The organism is Rhodococcus sp. KRD175 (assembly GCF_017168275.1).
GTDB lineage: Bacteria > Actinomycetota > Actinomycetes > Mycobacteriales > Mycobacteriaceae > Rhodococcoides > Rhodococcoides fascians.
Genome location: NZ_JABFAQ010000014.1, coordinates 95,605 through 110,434, shown reverse-complemented (window position 1 = coordinate 110,434; position 14,830 = coordinate 95,605). Strand labels below are relative to the sequence as shown.

Annotated in this window: 18 protein-coding genes and 1 pseudogene; 10 read left to right on the top strand and 9 right to left on the bottom strand. The window is 63.9% G+C overall.

Annotation, left to right across the window (positions count from 1 at the left end; translation table 11 throughout):
- A partial coding sequence (locus J1M81_RS20260) for a PAS domain S-box protein (RefSeq protein ID WP_206498712.1) occupies positions 1-644 on the bottom strand: 644 nt, incomplete at its 3' end.
- Positions 645-777: 133 nt separating this feature from the next.
- On the opposite strand from J1M81_RS20260, the gene J1M81_RS20255 reads away from it, so the two are divergent.
- From J1M81_RS20255 to J1M81_RS20245, 3 genes are read left to right on the top strand one after another with little or no spacing between them, the layout of a single operon-like run.
- On the top strand, positions 778-1,983 hold the full coding sequence (locus J1M81_RS20255) for an MFS transporter (protein WP_206498711.1): 1,206 nt from the start codon (positions 778-780) through the stop codon (positions 1,981-1,983).
- Positions 1,984-2,013: 30 nt separating this feature from the next.
- Positions 2,014-2,370 (top strand): metalloregulator ArsR/SmtB family transcription factor, encoded by a 357-nt coding sequence (locus J1M81_RS20250; RefSeq protein ID WP_032366952.1) that lies wholly within the window; start codon positions 2,014-2,016, stop codon positions 2,368-2,370.
- 53 nt (positions 2,371-2,423) lie between these two features.
- Complete coding sequence (locus tag J1M81_RS20245) at positions 2,424-3,161, top strand: TetR/AcrR family transcriptional regulator (RefSeq protein ID WP_052057102.1); 738 nt, start codon at positions 2,424-2,426, stop codon at positions 3,159-3,161.
- Here the strand turns inward: J1M81_RS20245 and J1M81_RS20240 are convergent.
- Positions 3,134-4,102 carry a diiron oxygenase gene (locus J1M81_RS20240; protein WP_032366953.1) on the bottom strand — a complete coding sequence of 323 codons (969 nt, stop codon included), beginning with the start codon at positions 4,100-4,102 and terminating at the stop codon, positions 3,134-3,136. The two genes, J1M81_RS20245 and J1M81_RS20240, sit on opposite strands and share 28 nt — an antisense overlap.
- A 163-nt stretch (positions 4,103-4,265) precedes the next feature.
- Positions 4,266-4,589, bottom strand: coding sequence for a hypothetical protein (locus tag J1M81_RS20235; RefSeq protein ID WP_155288685.1), 324 nt, complete (start codon positions 4,587-4,589; stop codon positions 4,266-4,268).
- Between the two features lie 155 nt (positions 4,590-4,744).
- Between J1M81_RS20235 and J1M81_RS20230 the strand changes: the two genes are divergently transcribed.
- Positions 4,745-5,545 carry an SDR family NAD(P)-dependent oxidoreductase gene (locus J1M81_RS20230; protein WP_206498710.1) on the top strand — a complete coding sequence of 267 codons (801 nt, stop codon included), beginning with the start codon at positions 4,745-4,747 and terminating at the stop codon, positions 5,543-5,545.
- 46 nt (positions 5,546-5,591) lie between these two features.
- Positions 5,592-6,218 carry a bifunctional 2-polyprenyl-6-hydroxyphenol methylase/3-demethylubiquinol 3-O-methyltransferase UbiG gene (locus J1M81_RS20225; RefSeq protein WP_206498709.1) on the top strand — a complete coding sequence of 209 codons (627 nt, stop codon included), beginning with the start codon at positions 5,592-5,594 and terminating at the stop codon, positions 6,216-6,218.
- On the opposite strand, the gene J1M81_RS20220 is transcribed toward J1M81_RS20225, so the two are convergent.
- Positions 6,196-7,215 (bottom strand): ABC transporter substrate-binding protein, encoded by a 1,020-nt coding sequence (locus J1M81_RS20220; protein ID WP_206498708.1) that lies wholly within the window; start codon positions 7,213-7,215, stop codon positions 6,196-6,198. The two genes, J1M81_RS20225 and J1M81_RS20220, sit on opposite strands and share 23 nt — an antisense overlap.
- A gap of 169 nt (positions 7,216-7,384) precedes the next feature.
- On the opposite strand from J1M81_RS20220, the gene J1M81_RS20215 reads away from it, so the two are divergent.
- Genes J1M81_RS20215 through J1M81_RS20195 form a run of 5 tightly spaced genes read left to right on the top strand, consistent with a single transcriptional unit; the run spans position 7,385 to position 10,948 of the window.
- Positions 7,385-8,380, top strand: coding sequence for a 3,4-dioxygenase subunit beta (locus J1M81_RS20215; RefSeq protein ID WP_206498707.1), 996 nt, complete (start codon positions 7,385-7,387; stop codon positions 8,378-8,380).
- Positions 8,381-8,413: 33 nt separating this feature from the next.
- Complete coding sequence (tatA, locus tag J1M81_RS20210) at positions 8,414-8,620, top strand: twin-arginine translocase TatA/TatE family subunit (RefSeq protein ID WP_206498706.1); 207 nt, start codon at positions 8,414-8,416, stop codon at positions 8,618-8,620.
- Positions 8,617-9,396 (top strand): twin-arginine translocase subunit TatC, encoded by a 780-nt coding sequence (tatC, locus tag J1M81_RS20205; protein WP_201009988.1) that lies wholly within the window; start codon positions 8,617-8,619, stop codon positions 9,394-9,396. Before tatA ends, tatC begins: the two co-directional genes overlap by 4 nt.
- Complete coding sequence (locus J1M81_RS20200) at positions 9,384-9,833, top strand: preprotein translocase (protein WP_206498705.1); 450 nt, start codon at positions 9,384-9,386, stop codon at positions 9,831-9,833. The genes tatC and J1M81_RS20200 overlap by 13 nt, the downstream gene beginning before the upstream one ends.
- A gap of 50 nt (positions 9,834-9,883) precedes the next feature.
- Positions 9,884-10,948: an isopenicillin N synthase family oxygenase gene (locus J1M81_RS20195; RefSeq protein ID WP_206498704.1), complete on the top strand. Its 1,065-nt coding sequence runs from the start codon at positions 9,884-9,886 to the stop codon at positions 10,946-10,948.
- Between the two features lie 33 nt (positions 10,949-10,981).
- On the opposite strand, the pseudogene J1M81_RS20190 reads toward J1M81_RS20195, so the two are convergent.
- From J1M81_RS20190 to J1M81_RS20170, 5 genes and pseudogenes are all read right to left on the bottom strand, one after another.
- A pseudogene (locus tag J1M81_RS20190) lies at positions 10,982-12,298 on the bottom strand (exopolysaccharide biosynthesis polyprenyl glycosylphosphotransferase); the annotation flags it as partial.
- A gap of 150 nt (positions 12,299-12,448) precedes the next feature.
- On the bottom strand, positions 12,449-13,276 hold the full coding sequence (locus J1M81_RS20185; protein WP_206498703.1) for a GAF domain-containing protein: 828 nt from the start codon (positions 13,274-13,276) through the stop codon (positions 12,449-12,451).
- Positions 13,277-13,335: 59 nt separating this feature from the next.
- Positions 13,336-14,004, bottom strand: a complete 669-nt coding sequence (locus J1M81_RS20180) for a hypothetical protein (RefSeq protein WP_206498702.1) — start codon at positions 14,002-14,004, stop codon at positions 13,336-13,338.
- Between the two features lie 295 nt (positions 14,005-14,299).
- On the bottom strand, positions 14,300-14,476 hold the full coding sequence (locus tag J1M81_RS20175) for a hypothetical protein (protein ID WP_206498701.1): 177 nt from the start codon (positions 14,474-14,476) through the stop codon (positions 14,300-14,302).
- A 26-nt stretch (positions 14,477-14,502) separates the two neighbouring features.
- Entirely contained in the window at positions 14,503-14,808 is a 306-nt protein-coding gene (locus tag J1M81_RS20170; RefSeq protein ID WP_206498700.1) for a hypothetical protein, read from the bottom strand.
- Positions 14,809-14,830: the final 22 nt, after the last annotated feature.

The window sequence follows — 14,830 nt, the reverse complement described above, 5'->3', positions numbered from 1 at the left end:
TTGCGGATGTATCTCTTCTCCGATGCCACGCTGGTGAGCGTCCCGTCGGCCAAACCGGCAAGGTGGTGGTCTGCCATCGCGATGTCGTCGGGATGCGTGAGGTCTCGAAAAGTTTTCTGCAGCAGTTCTTCCGAGGTGTATCCGAGGAGATCGCACAGCGCTTTGTTCACTTGCAGCCAGCGGCCGTCGGTTGTCAGTAGCGCTTTGCCAATTGGTGCGTACTCCATCGCGATCTGGAAGAGGCGCACGGCGCGGTCGCGTTCACGTTCGGCTTCGGCTCGGGCGCTGACGTCGACGACCATTTCCGTGAACCCGACGACGACGCCGTCGACGAAGTCGGAAACGTAGGTGGCCTGGGTGACGCGTACGACGCCGTTGACGTCGATGAGTGTGCGGTCGAACTGTTGTTGCTCGCCGGCGAGAGCTCCGGAAATGTAGGGCCTGTTCAGTTCGTACAGCCCCTCACCGAGGAGCTCGCTGATGTGCATACCGACCAGGCGCGCCGGCTCGATGCCGAAGTAGTCGGCATAGACCTTGTTGGCGAAGACGTTGCGCTCCGAGCTGTCCCAGTATCCGATCATCGACGGCAGCTGGTCGATGGCGCGCGCCAGGTGCCCCACTGGATACGTGCGTGGATCGGCCATTGACCACCCCTGGATATTCATTGAGCCGATAACACGACGCTACCGAAAATAGCCCCATCGCGTGGCGTTCGTCTGCGCATCTTGAATAAAACATATGAGTGCGCAAGTGCGCACTCATATGTACAGTGAACGCATGCTTCGGCACAATCACACTTTCCGACGCCTGTTCACCGCACAGGTGGTCGCGCTCGTGGGCACCGGGTTGCTGACGGTGGCGCTCGGGCTCCTGGCCTACGACATCGCCGGAAGCGCCGCCGGAGCCGTCCTCGGTACCGCATTGGCGATCAAGATGATCTCGTATGTGGTTGTGGCACCGGTCGTTTCGTCACTGACCAGCACACTGCCGCGCAAGACCGTCCTCGTGACCGCGGACGTCGTCCGAGCGCTCACCGCGCTGGCGCTCCCCTTCGTCGATCAGGTGTGGCAGGTCTACGTCCTGATATTCGTGCTGCAGGCGGCGTCGGCCACGTTCACACCCACCTTTCAGGCCGTGATCCCGTCCGTCGTGCCGGACGCACGGCAGTACACCCGCGCGCTCACGCTCTCCCGCCTGGCCTACGACCTCGAGTCCCTGGTGAGCCCGCTGATCGCCGCCGCACTGCTGACGGTCGTCACCTTCCACACCCTGTTCGTCGGGACGGCGGTGGGGTTCGTCGTCTCCGCAGCGGTGGTGGTCGGCACAGCCCTTCCCAGATACGTTGCACCACAACACAAGAAACCACTCGACGGCATAGCGACCTTCGTCCGGCAGCGGGAACTCCAGGGTCTGCTGGCATTGAACATCGTGGTCGCCGCAGCCACGGCTCTCGTCCTCGTCAATACCGTTGTCTACGTTCGTGATCTGTTCGGCGGTTCGAGCACCCAATTGGCTGTCGCCCTCGGCTGTTTCGGTGCGGGGTCGATGGCGGCGGCGCTGCTTGTTCCGAGAGCCCTCGAGCGGATCTCCGACCATCGCGTCATGCTCGCCGGTGCCGCCGTCGCTGTCGTCGGCACTGCAGCTGCAGCACTCGTCGCCACCCTCGGCGGCGGGCCGACCGCGTGGACCGCTCTGGCGATCACGTGGTCGATCCTGGGTATCGGCACCTCGCTGATCAACACGCCGTCGGCGAGGATCTTACGCCGAGAGTCGGACGAACACAGCCGAACCTCGATCTTCGCCGCTCAGTTCTCCCTGTCCCATGCGGCGTTTCTGCTCACGTATCCGTTGGCCGGTTGGGTCGGTGCGCAATTAGGACTGCTCGCCGCGGCGACGGTGCTCACGGCCTTGGCTACACTTGCGGCACTGTCCGCAGCACGCCTGTGGAGTCGCTCCCGAATCCCGGTCGCCGCCTCCGCATGAGGAGACGCCGTCCGCAAAGGAGACACCTCGATGCCACCGAAGAAGGAACAGCGCATCAGTCTCCATCACGAGGCACAACCCGACTCCGCGCGACTGGCGACGGCAACCGACACGTTCCGGATGCTGTCCGATCCCACTCGGCTGCACATACTCTGGCTACTCGATCGCGGCCCCGCCGACGTCAGCGAGCTCACCGCGGCCACCGGCACGTCCCGCACTGCCGTCAGCCAACATTTGGCGAAGCTCCGGTTCACCGGTCTGGTCGAGACTCGCCGCGACGGGCGAAACGTCATCTACAACCTCGCCGACGGGCACCTCGCTCGGCTGGTGCGTGAGGGCCTCAATTTTGCCGACCACAAGGTGACCGGTGAACCCCCGCACGAGTGACCTCCGAACCCCAACGCGCCCACAGCAGCCCGTGGAACATGAGACCATGCAGCATGAGTGACGGTGGCGCACGCCCGAAGGCCGATGGCCGCAAGCGGCGGTGGGAACAGCACAACACCGATCGTCGACGCCACATCATCGAGGCCGCGATGACGGTACTGGCCCGTGACATCGCTCCCGGGGAGCGTCTGACCACTGCACAGATCTCGGCCGAGGCGGGCGTTCATCGCACCGGCCTCTACCGGTATTTCAACGATCGCACCGATCTCGACACCGCGATTCAGCGTGCCATCTGTAAGCAGCTGAGCGCTGCGCTGGTCGCCTCGTTCGCATTGACCGGCACTCCACGCGATGTGGTGCATCGTGTCGTGAGTACCTACGTCCGCTGGGTCGCCGAGCATCCGGCGTGGACGCGTTTCGTCGAGCAGGATGTCAGTGCCGAGTCGCCCAGTCCGCTCGAGGAGACCAATGCCCTGCTCGCCGAGCAGCTGGAGGTCAGCGTCGCGGCGTTCCTCGCGTTGGTGAATGCGGATCTGTCGCCGGAGGATTGGTCGCTGGTGCGCCCGTGGGTCGCGGGCCTGGTCTCCGGATGCATGGGCGCGGTCCGCAGCTGGAGCGCGCAAACCGAATCACGCACCGGCCTGGATCATTTCGCAACGTTCCTGGCCGACACCATCTGGCTGCAGGTCAAAGGACTTGGGGCATCACGCGGAATCGCGATACCCCAAGTCCCTCTCGAATCTGTCACCGGCCCACAGACAGCTCAGCCGAACGAGGGCTCACTGCGGTAACGCGACGGTCGTCCGTCGATTCCGAGGGCGCGCCACACGCGCTTGGAGACGCGGTTCATCAGTCCCAGTTCACCGGCGAGCATCCGTACGTCACCGAAGGTGTCGCGCAATGCCTTTCGTGACGATTCACTGTTCCACCACACGGCGTCCACTACCTCGTCGGGGATGTCGAGTTCGCGTCGCATCTGCTTGCTCGGCTTCATGATGACGTCGCACAGCAACCGCATGATGACGGGCGTGAGAATCGAGATCGACGCCTTCTCGAAGGGACCGAGACGAGGAGCCTTGTACCGCAGGTACTGATGCGCGAAGCCGATGTGGCGGGCTTCCTCGGCGATGTGGATCTGCATGACGCGCTGGACCAACGGGTGGCCGACTGAGCCTCCGCGCAGAACGCCCTTCTGCATGTGGTCGATCGGCTCTTCGCCCGCGAGGACGCCGACGAAGAATCCGAACGGTGCCGAGCGGCTGGCGAACACCGTGAGCATCGGCACGATCTTGCGGAACCATCCGGGTCCACCCGGCACGTCGATGCCGATGCGGTTCACCAGCTCCTGGAACATCTGCGTGTGGTGGCACTCTTCGGTGGCCTCGTGCGTCGAGTACCGGAATTCCGGTGAGTCGTTGGGCAGCGTCAGGGCGTACTGCATGAGGCCGCTGATGAGGATCTGCTCGAACTGCAGGCCCACCTTGACCATGCTGGCCTGGCGATACATGCCGATGTGGATCTGCCGATCCAGGGGAAGCGACTTGTACCAATCGGTGTGACCGAGAGGATCCTCGTCCGGGAGTACCCACCGGGGATCGTTGGGAACGATCGCGTATTCGGGCTCGTCCCAGGGGATGTCGAGGAAGGCGTCGAAGTGCTGATGCACCGATGCCGTCGACAAGGAGTGCAAGGTGTCTCGGTAGTGCGTTCGTGCGTCGTCGACTGCAGTCATGGTGGTCCTTCCGCCTGCGTCCCGAACAATCTTTACGCTACAGAGCGTCACATATAAATCCCGTTAGTGCAACGGACCGTCGCAGATACTTACCGAAATGTTGCCGAAGACGACGAAAGCCGGCCGACGCGTCGTCGACCGGCTCTCGCCACGAACCCTTACCTCACCAGTGCGGCAGCACCATCAACAGGAAGCCGAGACCGATGAGAACGCCGACCGCTCCGGTGCCGATGGCGAGCGCGGTATCGCTGCGTTCGGCGCGCGGCCCGGAGAGATCCGGGCTTCGATCCGCCCACAGCGCAGACACGATGGCGATCAGACCGGCTGCGATACCGAGGCCGGCGGCCCAGAACGACACGATCGACAGAGCGCCGAACATCACGGCGATCTCGGTCACCTGCGTTCGGGTGCGAATATGTCGATTCCACCACCGCGGCGGCACGTCATCCGTGTCGTGAGCGTCGAAATCGGGGGATGTCACTGTCACTGTTCTCTCCTTCCTCAGGCTCGCTGAGCTGGGGTTTGGTGCACGAAAGTATGCCTCTCCATTTTGGCACCCGACGCCCGAGAGTGCTAATCCCAAATTAGTTGCATACGCGCTATAACGGCGTAGGCTCACAACGAACACGACGAGGAGGATCCATGCACATAGATCTCGACGGACGTACTGCCCTGGTGTCCGGCTCCACGCAGGGAATCGGCTTGGCGATCGCTACGGCGCTTGCTCAGTCGGGTGCCCGGGTGGTGATCAACGGGCGCTCGCAGGCCACCGTGGACACAGCCGAGCAGCAGATACTCGACACCGTTCCGGGCGCGCGTGTCATCGGCGTCGCCGCCGACCTCGCCACCGCCGAGGGCGTCGAGCTACTCACCGCGCGCGTCCCCGCGGTCGACATCCTCGTCAACAACCTCGGCATCTTCGGATCCAAGCCCGCCCTCGAGATCGACGACGACGAATGGCGTCGCTACTTCGAGGTCAACGTGCTCTCGGCCGTCCGCCTGATCCGCACCTACCTGCCCGGGATGATGGAATTCGGTTGGGGCCGAGTGCAGAACATCTGTAGCGACTCCGCCGTGGTCATTCCCGAGGAGATGATCCACTACGGCATGACCAAGACCGCGTTGCTGGCCGTGAGTCGCGGATTCGCCAAAGCTGCTGCCGGGACCGGAGTTACGGTCAACTCCGTCATCGTCGGCCCCACCCATACCGGCGGGGTGGAGGATTTCGTGGCCGAGCTCGTCGGCGACGACCTCCCGTGGGACGAGGCTCAGGCGACGTTCATGAAGAACCATCGCCCGAACTCGTTGATAGGCAGACTGATCGAGCCCGAGGAAGTCGGCAACATGATCGTCTACCTGAGCTCGGATCAGGCGTCTGTGGGCGTTACCCGTAAGCCCCGCGTCTTTGCTGATTCGGCAAGAGCACTTGCCGATCATCCGTAGTTCTGCCAGGCTCCCGACAACCGATGAAGTGTGAGAGGACTCTGCCGTGACGCACGCATTCGATAAGGACTACTGGGAGAAGCACTGGGACGACCGGACTGCCCACGCGGCCATGGCCAATCCCTACTTGGAGGCCGAGACCGCCGAATTGACGCCCGGCACCGCCCTGGACGCGGGGTGCGGCGCGGGAGCGGAGGCAATCTGGCTCGCCGCACAGGGGTGGCAGGTGACCGGTGCCGACATCTCCGGTGCCGCGTTGACGGCAGCCGCCCGTCAAGCCGACGCCGCAGCGGTGCACGTCGAGTGGGTCGAGGCAGACCTGACGTCGTGGAGCCCGGCCGAGCGTTGGGATCTGGTGGTCACCCACTACGCGCATCCGTCGACTCCGCAGTTGGAGTTCTATCGACGCATCGCGCAGTGGGTGGCACCGGGCGGCACCCTGCTCATCGTCGGGCATCTACACGATGGGGCACACCATCATTCGCACGACGGGCACGACGAGCCACCGGACGAGGCGACCGTCACCGCGAAAGACATCACCGCCCTGTTCGACGCCACCGCGTGGCGCATCGACACCGCAACCGAGCGTTCCCGGACGGTCGGCGCACATGGCGAACACTCGAAAACGTTGCGCGACGTGGTAGTTCGGGTCAGTTCCCGGCTACCTCGGTAGCCCGAGCGAGTCCGTCGACGAGGGTGGGCAGGAAGTACGGAATCGACAGTGCCGTCGGGCCTACTGCGGCACCGGCTTCCTGGCCGACGAATCCTGCCACGGCTCCCCCGGCGACGGCCGGGATCTGCCGCGTCACCGGTGATCCCGTGAATTCGGCCAGTGCAGCGTCGGTGTCGACCTGAGTGAACACCACGTCGGCGTCGATTTTCGAGATGTTCTCCGCCGAGACGGTGGTCGAGAACGTCGAGTCGCCGCTCGCCAGGGCCGTCACCGACGGGTCCGAGGTGAAGCCAAGATTCTCGAGCAGCTCCACTCGCGGGTCGGACGGCAGTAGCAGGTAGTAGACATCTGCGGCCTCGGACACGTAAGCGATTGTGCGGCCGTCGAACTCGGGGTGTTGCGAGCCTGCGTCGGTGACCTGCTTGTCCAGATCGGCCACGAGGTCACGAGCCCGATCCGGCACGCCCAGCACGTCGCCCGTGGTGGTGATGACGTCGCGCCACGGCGTCGACCACAGTTCTTCCGGCGGGGCGATGACGGGAATTCCGGCGTCGGTCACCGCGTCGTACTCGGCCTGGGTCAGACCCGAATGCGGGGCGAGCAGAACGTCGGGGTCGGCGGCGAGCACCTTCTCGACCGTCAATGCGTCGGTCACGTTGTCCAGCAACGTCGGAGCGGGCCCACCGCTGGCGTCGATGGCGTCGGAGATCCACGGATAGATCAGGTCGTCGCCGCCGCCGTATTCGGCCGACGGCATGGCCACCGGCACCACGCCCAACGCGAGCACAGCGTCGGTGGTGCCGAAGCCCCACGTGGCAATCCGCTCGGGCACGGCGTCGAGGGTGGTCTCGCCGTACATGTGCTGCACGGTCAGCGGAAACGAGTCGGTGGACGACGCGGCGGCGGGGGCGTCGTCTGCATCGGACGAGCTGCAGCTCACCAGGGCGAGCGAGGTGAGCACCGCGGCAGCGATGCTGGTCAGTACACGATGAGTCATGAAAAGTCCTGTATGTCGGGGTAGTGACTAGAGGTTAGCCTTAGCTTGCCTGAACCGCGAATCGGGCTCCCAGGAACCTCCCAGCCGGAGCCCAGGGTTCTCCCCGGATCTCCGCAGAGTATTGGCACTACCGAAACATCCAGTGCCACATCGAAGGAGACAGAGCGCGATGCCTCGCATTCCCGAACCCACGAACACCCCCGACGGACCCGCGTACGAAGGTCGACTGCTCGACCGTCCCGACGAGGAGGTGGTCGATCAGGGTGCCGCCTTCGACATCACCACCCTTCTGACCCGCCGCCGCGTTCTCAGCATCGTCGGTGCCGGTGCCGGAGCACTCGCGCTCGCGGCGTGCTCGAGCACCTCGAACACCGGAAGTACCACCACCACAGCTGCATCCACGACGGCGACCACCGCCTCGGCCACGAGTGAGATACCGCAGGAGACCAACGGCCCCTATCCCGCCGACGGCACCAACGGCGTCAACGTTCTCGAAGAATCGGGAATCGTTCGCCGCGACGTGACGTCGAGCCTCGACGGTGGCACCACGGTCAGCGGTGTGCCACTGTCGTTCACGTTCACCCTCACCGACATGGCGAACGACAACCGCCCCTTCGAGGGGGCAGCGGTGTACCTGTGGCAGTGCGACGCGAACGGCAAGTACTCGATGTACTCCGAGGGTGCCGAGGACGAGACGTACCTACGCGGTGTGCAGACGGCCGATGCCAGCGGGAGCGCCACCTTCGACACCATCGTGCCCGGCTGCTACTCCGGCCGCTGGACGCACATGCACTTCGAGGTCTACCCCGACGCAGCGTCGGCAACCAACGCCGAGAACGCAATTGCCACGTCGCAGGTCGCCTTCCCTCAAGAGATCCTGAACGACATCTACCAACTCGACACCTATCCGGGCTCCGCGAGCAACCTGGCCCAGCTCGGCAGTCTCGACAACGACAACGTATTCGGCGACGGCTACGACCTGGAGATGGGCACCTTCACCGGCGACCCCACGAGCGGCTACGTCGGCTCGCTGGCAGTCGCGATCGACACCACCACCGAACCCGCCATGAGCGCAGCGCCTTCCGGCGGCGGCGCGGGCGGCGGCGGCGGACAGCCGCCGATGGGCGGCACACCCCCGGCCGGCGGACCTGCTCCCACCAACTGACCCTCCCCGACTTAACCCACCGAAGGAAACATCATGTTGCACAACCTCACTGGATGGCACGCCCTCGTCGTTCTCGCCATCGTTCTGCTCGTGTTCGGTTCGACCAAACTCCCCTCGCTCGCCAAGGGTGTCGGTCAGTCGATGCGCATCCTCAAAGACGAAGTGCGTGAGGACAAAACGAAGACATCGGCGACGCCCGACGACGTCTCGGTCCCGGTTCCGTACCGACACGCCTCATGACCGCAGCCACCGCCGTGCGGGGTGCGATGCCCCTTGCCGGGCACATGCGCGAGGCACGTCGCCGTGCGATCCGTGCGGCGGTGTCGCTGCTCGTCGGCGTCGTGATCGGCTTCGCGACCTCCGATCGGATTCTCGACATCCTCCGCGGCCCCGTCGAGGAACTGGCGCTGTCCCGCCAGGCCAGCCTCAACTTCGAGACCGTCACGGGCGCATTCGATCTCCAGCTGCGGATCGCACTGTTCACCGGCGTCATCGTGTCGAGTCCGGTGTGGTTGCGGGAGATCTTCGCTTATCTCACTCCAGGATTGACCCGTCGCGAGAAGAAGTACGTTCTCGGTTTCTCCGCGGCTGCTACCCCACTGTTCGTCGCCGGCTGCGCGTTCGGGTTCACCATCTTTCCTCGTATGGTGAGCGTGCTCGCGGGCTTCTCCTCCGACGAGGACAGCACCATCCTCAACGCGTCGTACTACGTGGATTTCGTCATGAAGATCGTGTTGGCAACCGGTATCGCCTTCGTCCTGCCGGCAGTGTTGGTGATGCTGAACTGCCTCGGCATCGTCTCCGCGCACAGGCTACGCAGCAGTTGGCGTGTCAGCGTGGTGGCGATCGCCCTGTTCAGCGCTCTGGTCACCCCCGCGGCAGACGTGCTGTCCATGTTCCTCGTCGCGCTGCCGATGGTCACCCTGTTCGGCGCGGCTCTCGCGATCACCGAGATACACGACAGACGATCGTCCAGACGTGCTACTGCACAGGAGAATTCATCATGTTCGGCCTGACATTCGAGAAGTTGTTCCTCGTCGCGATCATTGCGGGGTTCGTCCTCGGCCCGCAACGACTGCCCGGCTACGCCCACCGACTCGGACGGGCGGTGCGCACGCTACGGCACTTCGTCGACAGCACCCGCAGCACAGCGGAGGCCGAGATGGGCGTCCCGCTGCGCCGCAGCGAGTGGGAGTCGTTGGACCTCAGGCAGTACGACCCACGCCGCATCGTCGCCGACGCACTGCGCGAGAACGACGCTCTGCGAGAGAACGATACGGCGCTGCCGACCGATCCGGATATGGTCGCAGAGGCCGCCCGAGTGCGGCCCGGTCAGAAGTATCTGATCACGGGACCGTCGTCGCATCCGCGTCGCGTGCTCATCGAGTCACTGCCCGAGAACGATCCACGCCGGATCGCTGCCGAGGCATCGACGCGCGAGAATGCGTGCTGAGGCGGTAAATTGTCGGCTCAGCAGCCAAGACTACAGGAGTGTGAACGCCGATGTCCGATCACCGTGCAGACGAGTTCGAGATCCCCACGATAGACATCGGCCCCTTCGTCTCGGGCAGTACGGCCGATGCGGGGGCCCGAGCTCGTGTGGTGGCCGAGATCGACGATGCCTGCACCCGTTCCGGATTCATGCAGATCGTCGGGCACGGCATCGGAGACAATGTGCTCGACGGTCTGGCGCGATCCATCGACTCGTTCTTCGCTTTGCCGCTTGCGACCAAGAACGAGTACCGGATACCCGACGCGAATCGCGGATACAGCCCGCCCAAGAGTGAATCATTGAGCCTCAGTGTGGGAGTCGAGTCCGCGTCGCGAATGAACGACTTCTTCGAGGCGTTCAATGTGGGGGTCGAAGCGCGGTCCTTCGACTCCCTCGATCTGGACGAGTCGGATTACGGGATCAACGTGTGGCCCGACGAGCTGCCTCACTTTCGCCGTGATGTCGACACGTATTTCGCCGAGGCGTCTCGGGTCGCCCGCACTCTCACCGGAATCTTCGCTGCGGCACTCGAGCTACCGGTCGACTTCTTCGACACGCTCACCGACCACTCGATCGACGTGCTGCGGATGAACAACTACGCCCTGCCCGAGGGCATGGTCACCCTCGACGGTGACCTCACCGGGATGGGCGAGCACACCGATTTCGGGATCGTGACGGTGTTGTGGGCCGACCAGGTGGCCGGTCTTCAGGTGCTGGGTACCGACCGCGTGTGGCACGACGTCACTCCTCGCGACGGCGCTCTGTTGGTGAACCTGGGAGACCTCACTGCGCGATTGACCAACGACCGGTGGCTGTCCACCCTGCATCGCGTCAAGCCACCCGTCGTCGACGGCACCATCGTGCGTCGGCGGTCGGCAGCGTTCTTCCACGACGGCAATGTCGACGCGGTGATCTCCACCTTGCCCTCGCACCTGGACGCGGATTCCGGCCTGGCCTACGAGCCGGTGTCGGTACGCGATCACATCGCCGCCAAGCTCGCCGGATCGCGGCAAGGGAAGGCGAATGTCGGCGCGGTCCGCGAGGCCGCACGCGTACGCGCGGCGGAAGGTCGATGACGGACGCGTCGGCCAGTCTTCCGACCTCTTCAGCACAGCGATGCACGTCAGAAACACGATCTTGATATCGAGCCAGAGGGACCAGTTCTCGATGTAGTAGTTGTCCCATTCCGCACGATCCGCGATGGGGGTCTGACCGCGTAGTCCGTTCACCTGAGCCCATCCGGTGAGACCTGCTTTGACGCGATGTCGCTCTCCGTAGCGTCTGATCTGCGCTGCGAACAGGTCGACGTATTCCGGCCGCTCGGGACGGGGGCCGACCAGGCTCATGTCGCCGCGAAGCACATTGATGAACTGCGGCAGCTCGTCGAGCGAGGTCTGCCGCATGATCTTGCCGATCCTGGTGCGTCGATCCACGCCTTCCACACCCCCGGGTGCCGCTCCCTCGGTACGAACGAAGTCTGCATCGGAGTCACGTGGTGGGCGCATGGATCGGAACTTCAAGCAGTCGAACGGGACTCCGTCTCGGCCGATTCGTTCCTGCGCGAAGAAGATGGGCCCAGGGGAACTTGCCCGCACCAGCACGGTGAGCAGAAGGAACACCGGCGACAGCAGCAGCAGAGCCAGTCCCGCAGTGACGCGGTCCAGCGCGCCCTTGAGGACGAACTGCCACCCTCTCGGGTCGACGTGCCGCAGCACCATCAGGGGCAGCCCGCCGAGGTGCTCTATGCGCGCGTGCATTCCGACGGTGTCGAACATGCGAGGTACCAGCCAGACGCGCGCCCCGGCATGTTGTGCTGCACGGATTGCCTCGACTATTTGTTCGTGCGGAGCCGATGCGAACGCGATCACCATCTCTTCCACCCGATGTACTCGGAGTATCCGAGTCAGGTCGGTGAGCGGTCCGAGATACGAAAGCTCCTGTTGCACACAGGGGTCGACGTTGGGTGAGGAGTCCACTGTCCCGACGAGATCCATCCCGTATTCGGAGGACTCCTTCATTCTGCGCGCCAGTTGCTCGGTGACGGGACCACTACCGACGATGACAGTCGGTGCACTCGCATGGTGTTTCGCGCGAAGCCAGCGCTGCCCCCACGCCCGGACCAGGCAGGCGATCGTGAGCGCAACAGCTGCGCACAGCCACACACGAACCATGACCGCGCCTGGGCGATAGGGAGTCTCGATGGCCAGGATCAGGGCGAGCGTGATCAGGGTCGCGAAAGCGACGGCGGATTGAACCGGGCCGATTTCATCGATGAAGTTTCGTCGAAGCCCACGTCGGTAGAGCTTTCTCGACGCGAGCAGCACAATGACCGTGGGCACGAACAACCATGGATACCAACCCAACGCAACGACGCTGCCGGAGCTCCACTGGACACCTTCGGCTACGCCGATGGCGGCGGCGAGCACGTCGAGAAGAACGGTGAGGATCGCACGAACAGAGTTGCTCCGAACTCGATCCGATACGTTCCTGCCGAAGCGGGCTTTCACTGACTGCGGTGTCGATATCGTGATCGTCGATCCGCGCGAGTTCGACTCGATATCCGGTTCTTCCAAGTTTCATGTCCTCAGAGCGGTGACACCGTTCGGCAGGCGACATTTCGTACACCGAAGGCATATCACCCTTCGCGTTCTTCCGGCGGGCAACGCAAGCATCGTCACTGTCGAAACAGCGCTGCTGTCAACGAATTCGCTGTTGAATGAGCCAGGCGATGTCTTCGAGGGTTTGACATGGCCCGACGTCCATTTACGTGGTCGGTAGTCCCACACATCCAGCATTCCGACGGTGAAACCCGCGTCGGACTTGATCGGCGCTGCCATATAGGCGATCAGATCCGCAGTCGCGTGATCCCTCAGTAGCGCGTGCTCTCGAATGTCCTGTGCCACCAGCGTTTCGCCGGTTTCCACCACGACACGGCACGCCGACCGTTCCACCGCTACGGTCTGTGGCTGCGCTGCCGTTCCCGATGTTCCGACGCTGGCTTTGATGAATTGAGTGTGATCGTCGACGAACGAGATCGACGCACCCTGCGCTCCCATGGCTCGCAATGTCATCCGGGCCAGTTTGTCGAACTGCTCGTCACGAGAACTGCCGATCATGCCCGTAGCTCGTACGGCGGCGAGACGGTCGACGTCACCGATCTGCAGGTACGTCTGCGGAAGTGACGTCGATTCGGGATCGGACAACTCGATGTTCTCGTATTCGAAACTACGGGCGTCCGCGAGCACGGCGGCCACTTCCGGTGAGGACTCTCGTTCGAGTTCGGTGACGAGCCGAGTGATGATTGCCCGACGTGCGTAGGTGTTGAGGGACTCGCCGGCCTTGTCGGCATGGTGCGTCAACAGCCTGTTGATTCGATCTCCGAATCCGGTTTTTCCCAAGTCCACCTATCGGACGGTAGTTCACTCCGCTCTGTTACGCGCAGCGATCGGCCGGCCACCCCGGCTCACACTGGACGGAAGCCGGCTCCCGGCGCTCCCGATTGATTCAGCAGCCGAACGGATTCCGCTGCCGACGCGTAAGCGGTGGGACTGAGCAGCGGCACCCCGGAAGCATGGCTCGTGATGCCGACGAGGGTGGTGCCGACGACCAGTGGGCCACCGGAGTCGGACCAGACCGTGAGGGCGTCGGACATCAGGTCGCTGCCGCGGGCGTCGATGATGCTGCCGCAGGTCATTCCGCTGCCGAGCCCTGTCTTGCAGACGGGCTGCCCCACCGATGCGATACCGATGTCGGTGACGGTGACTCCGCCCAGACTGTTGACGGGTGTCACCTTGCTGGGGTCGAGAACGATGACGCCGTAATCCGGCCCCCAATGTCCGACGGCGGTAGTGCCGACCGGGGCCGCGGGCGATCCGACGAGCGTGACGGGGAGTCCCGACCGAAGGATGCAGTGGCCGGCGGTGAGGGCGACGAGTCGGCCCGCGTCGTCGTAGCCGACGGCCGCGATGGAACAGACGGTGAGATCGTCGAGGCCTCCGGTGGTGACGAACCCACTACCGGGGCCGACGACCGGAAGTGGCGCCGCGGTTGCGGTGCCAGCGGACGTCGCGGTGAACGCGAGAACCAAGGCGGTGAACAGTCCACTGACAACACCGAATCGAGCAGTCTTCATGGTGGGCATTCCTCGTCGATGAACGTCGGTTCGGGGCGAGCGACAATTGTCGCGTTTCACGCCCATCCAACCAGCGCCCGGCTACGAATGCGACTTGTGTGGTGGATTGTCGGCATCGTCGCCGTGTGGTTGCTGATCGGCGCGCTCGTTGCCGTGTGGATCGGTCGTGGCATCCGTCGAGCCGACGTCGAAGAGTCGGCAACCGAGTCCACGATCAGATCGGCACACGAACCACCACCTGAGAAAGACGCCGCGTAGTCGAGCGGAGTCACTCCGCACCGACTTCAGGAACGCGTCACGAGCGAACCGTGCGACTTCGAATCAGGACAGCAACTCCCATCCCGATCAGGGCCAGAATCAGCGGTGCCACTATTGCCATGTTCGCGCCGATGGCGTTGAACAGGACCACCGCCGCCAGAGCCGCAAAAAAGTACACAACCGCAAAACGTGGTGCCCAGAACACTGTGTGCACGGATTCCTCCTACATCGGAAGCAGTCTCACTCGGACCAGAAGACAAGAACGATTACGACCAAGACGACGAACAGCACCAGGCCACCGCCGGACAGAGCAAGTGTTCGCGCGTTGGTCACGGTGAAAACCCCGTCGCCTGCTGGGGTGGAGTTGCTTTCGGTGATCGAAAACGTGACCGCGAGCAAAAGCAAGAACTCGACAACCCATACCCACCAGGGCAAGTCGAGTCGTGCCATCGTCAACGCGGATCCAAGGGTGATGGCCAGCGACACTACTGCCGCATAGACCACTGACGGCAGGGTCACACCCCACGGAGTCCGGATGCTCTTCATGTCTCCACCCCGGCCCAACCGC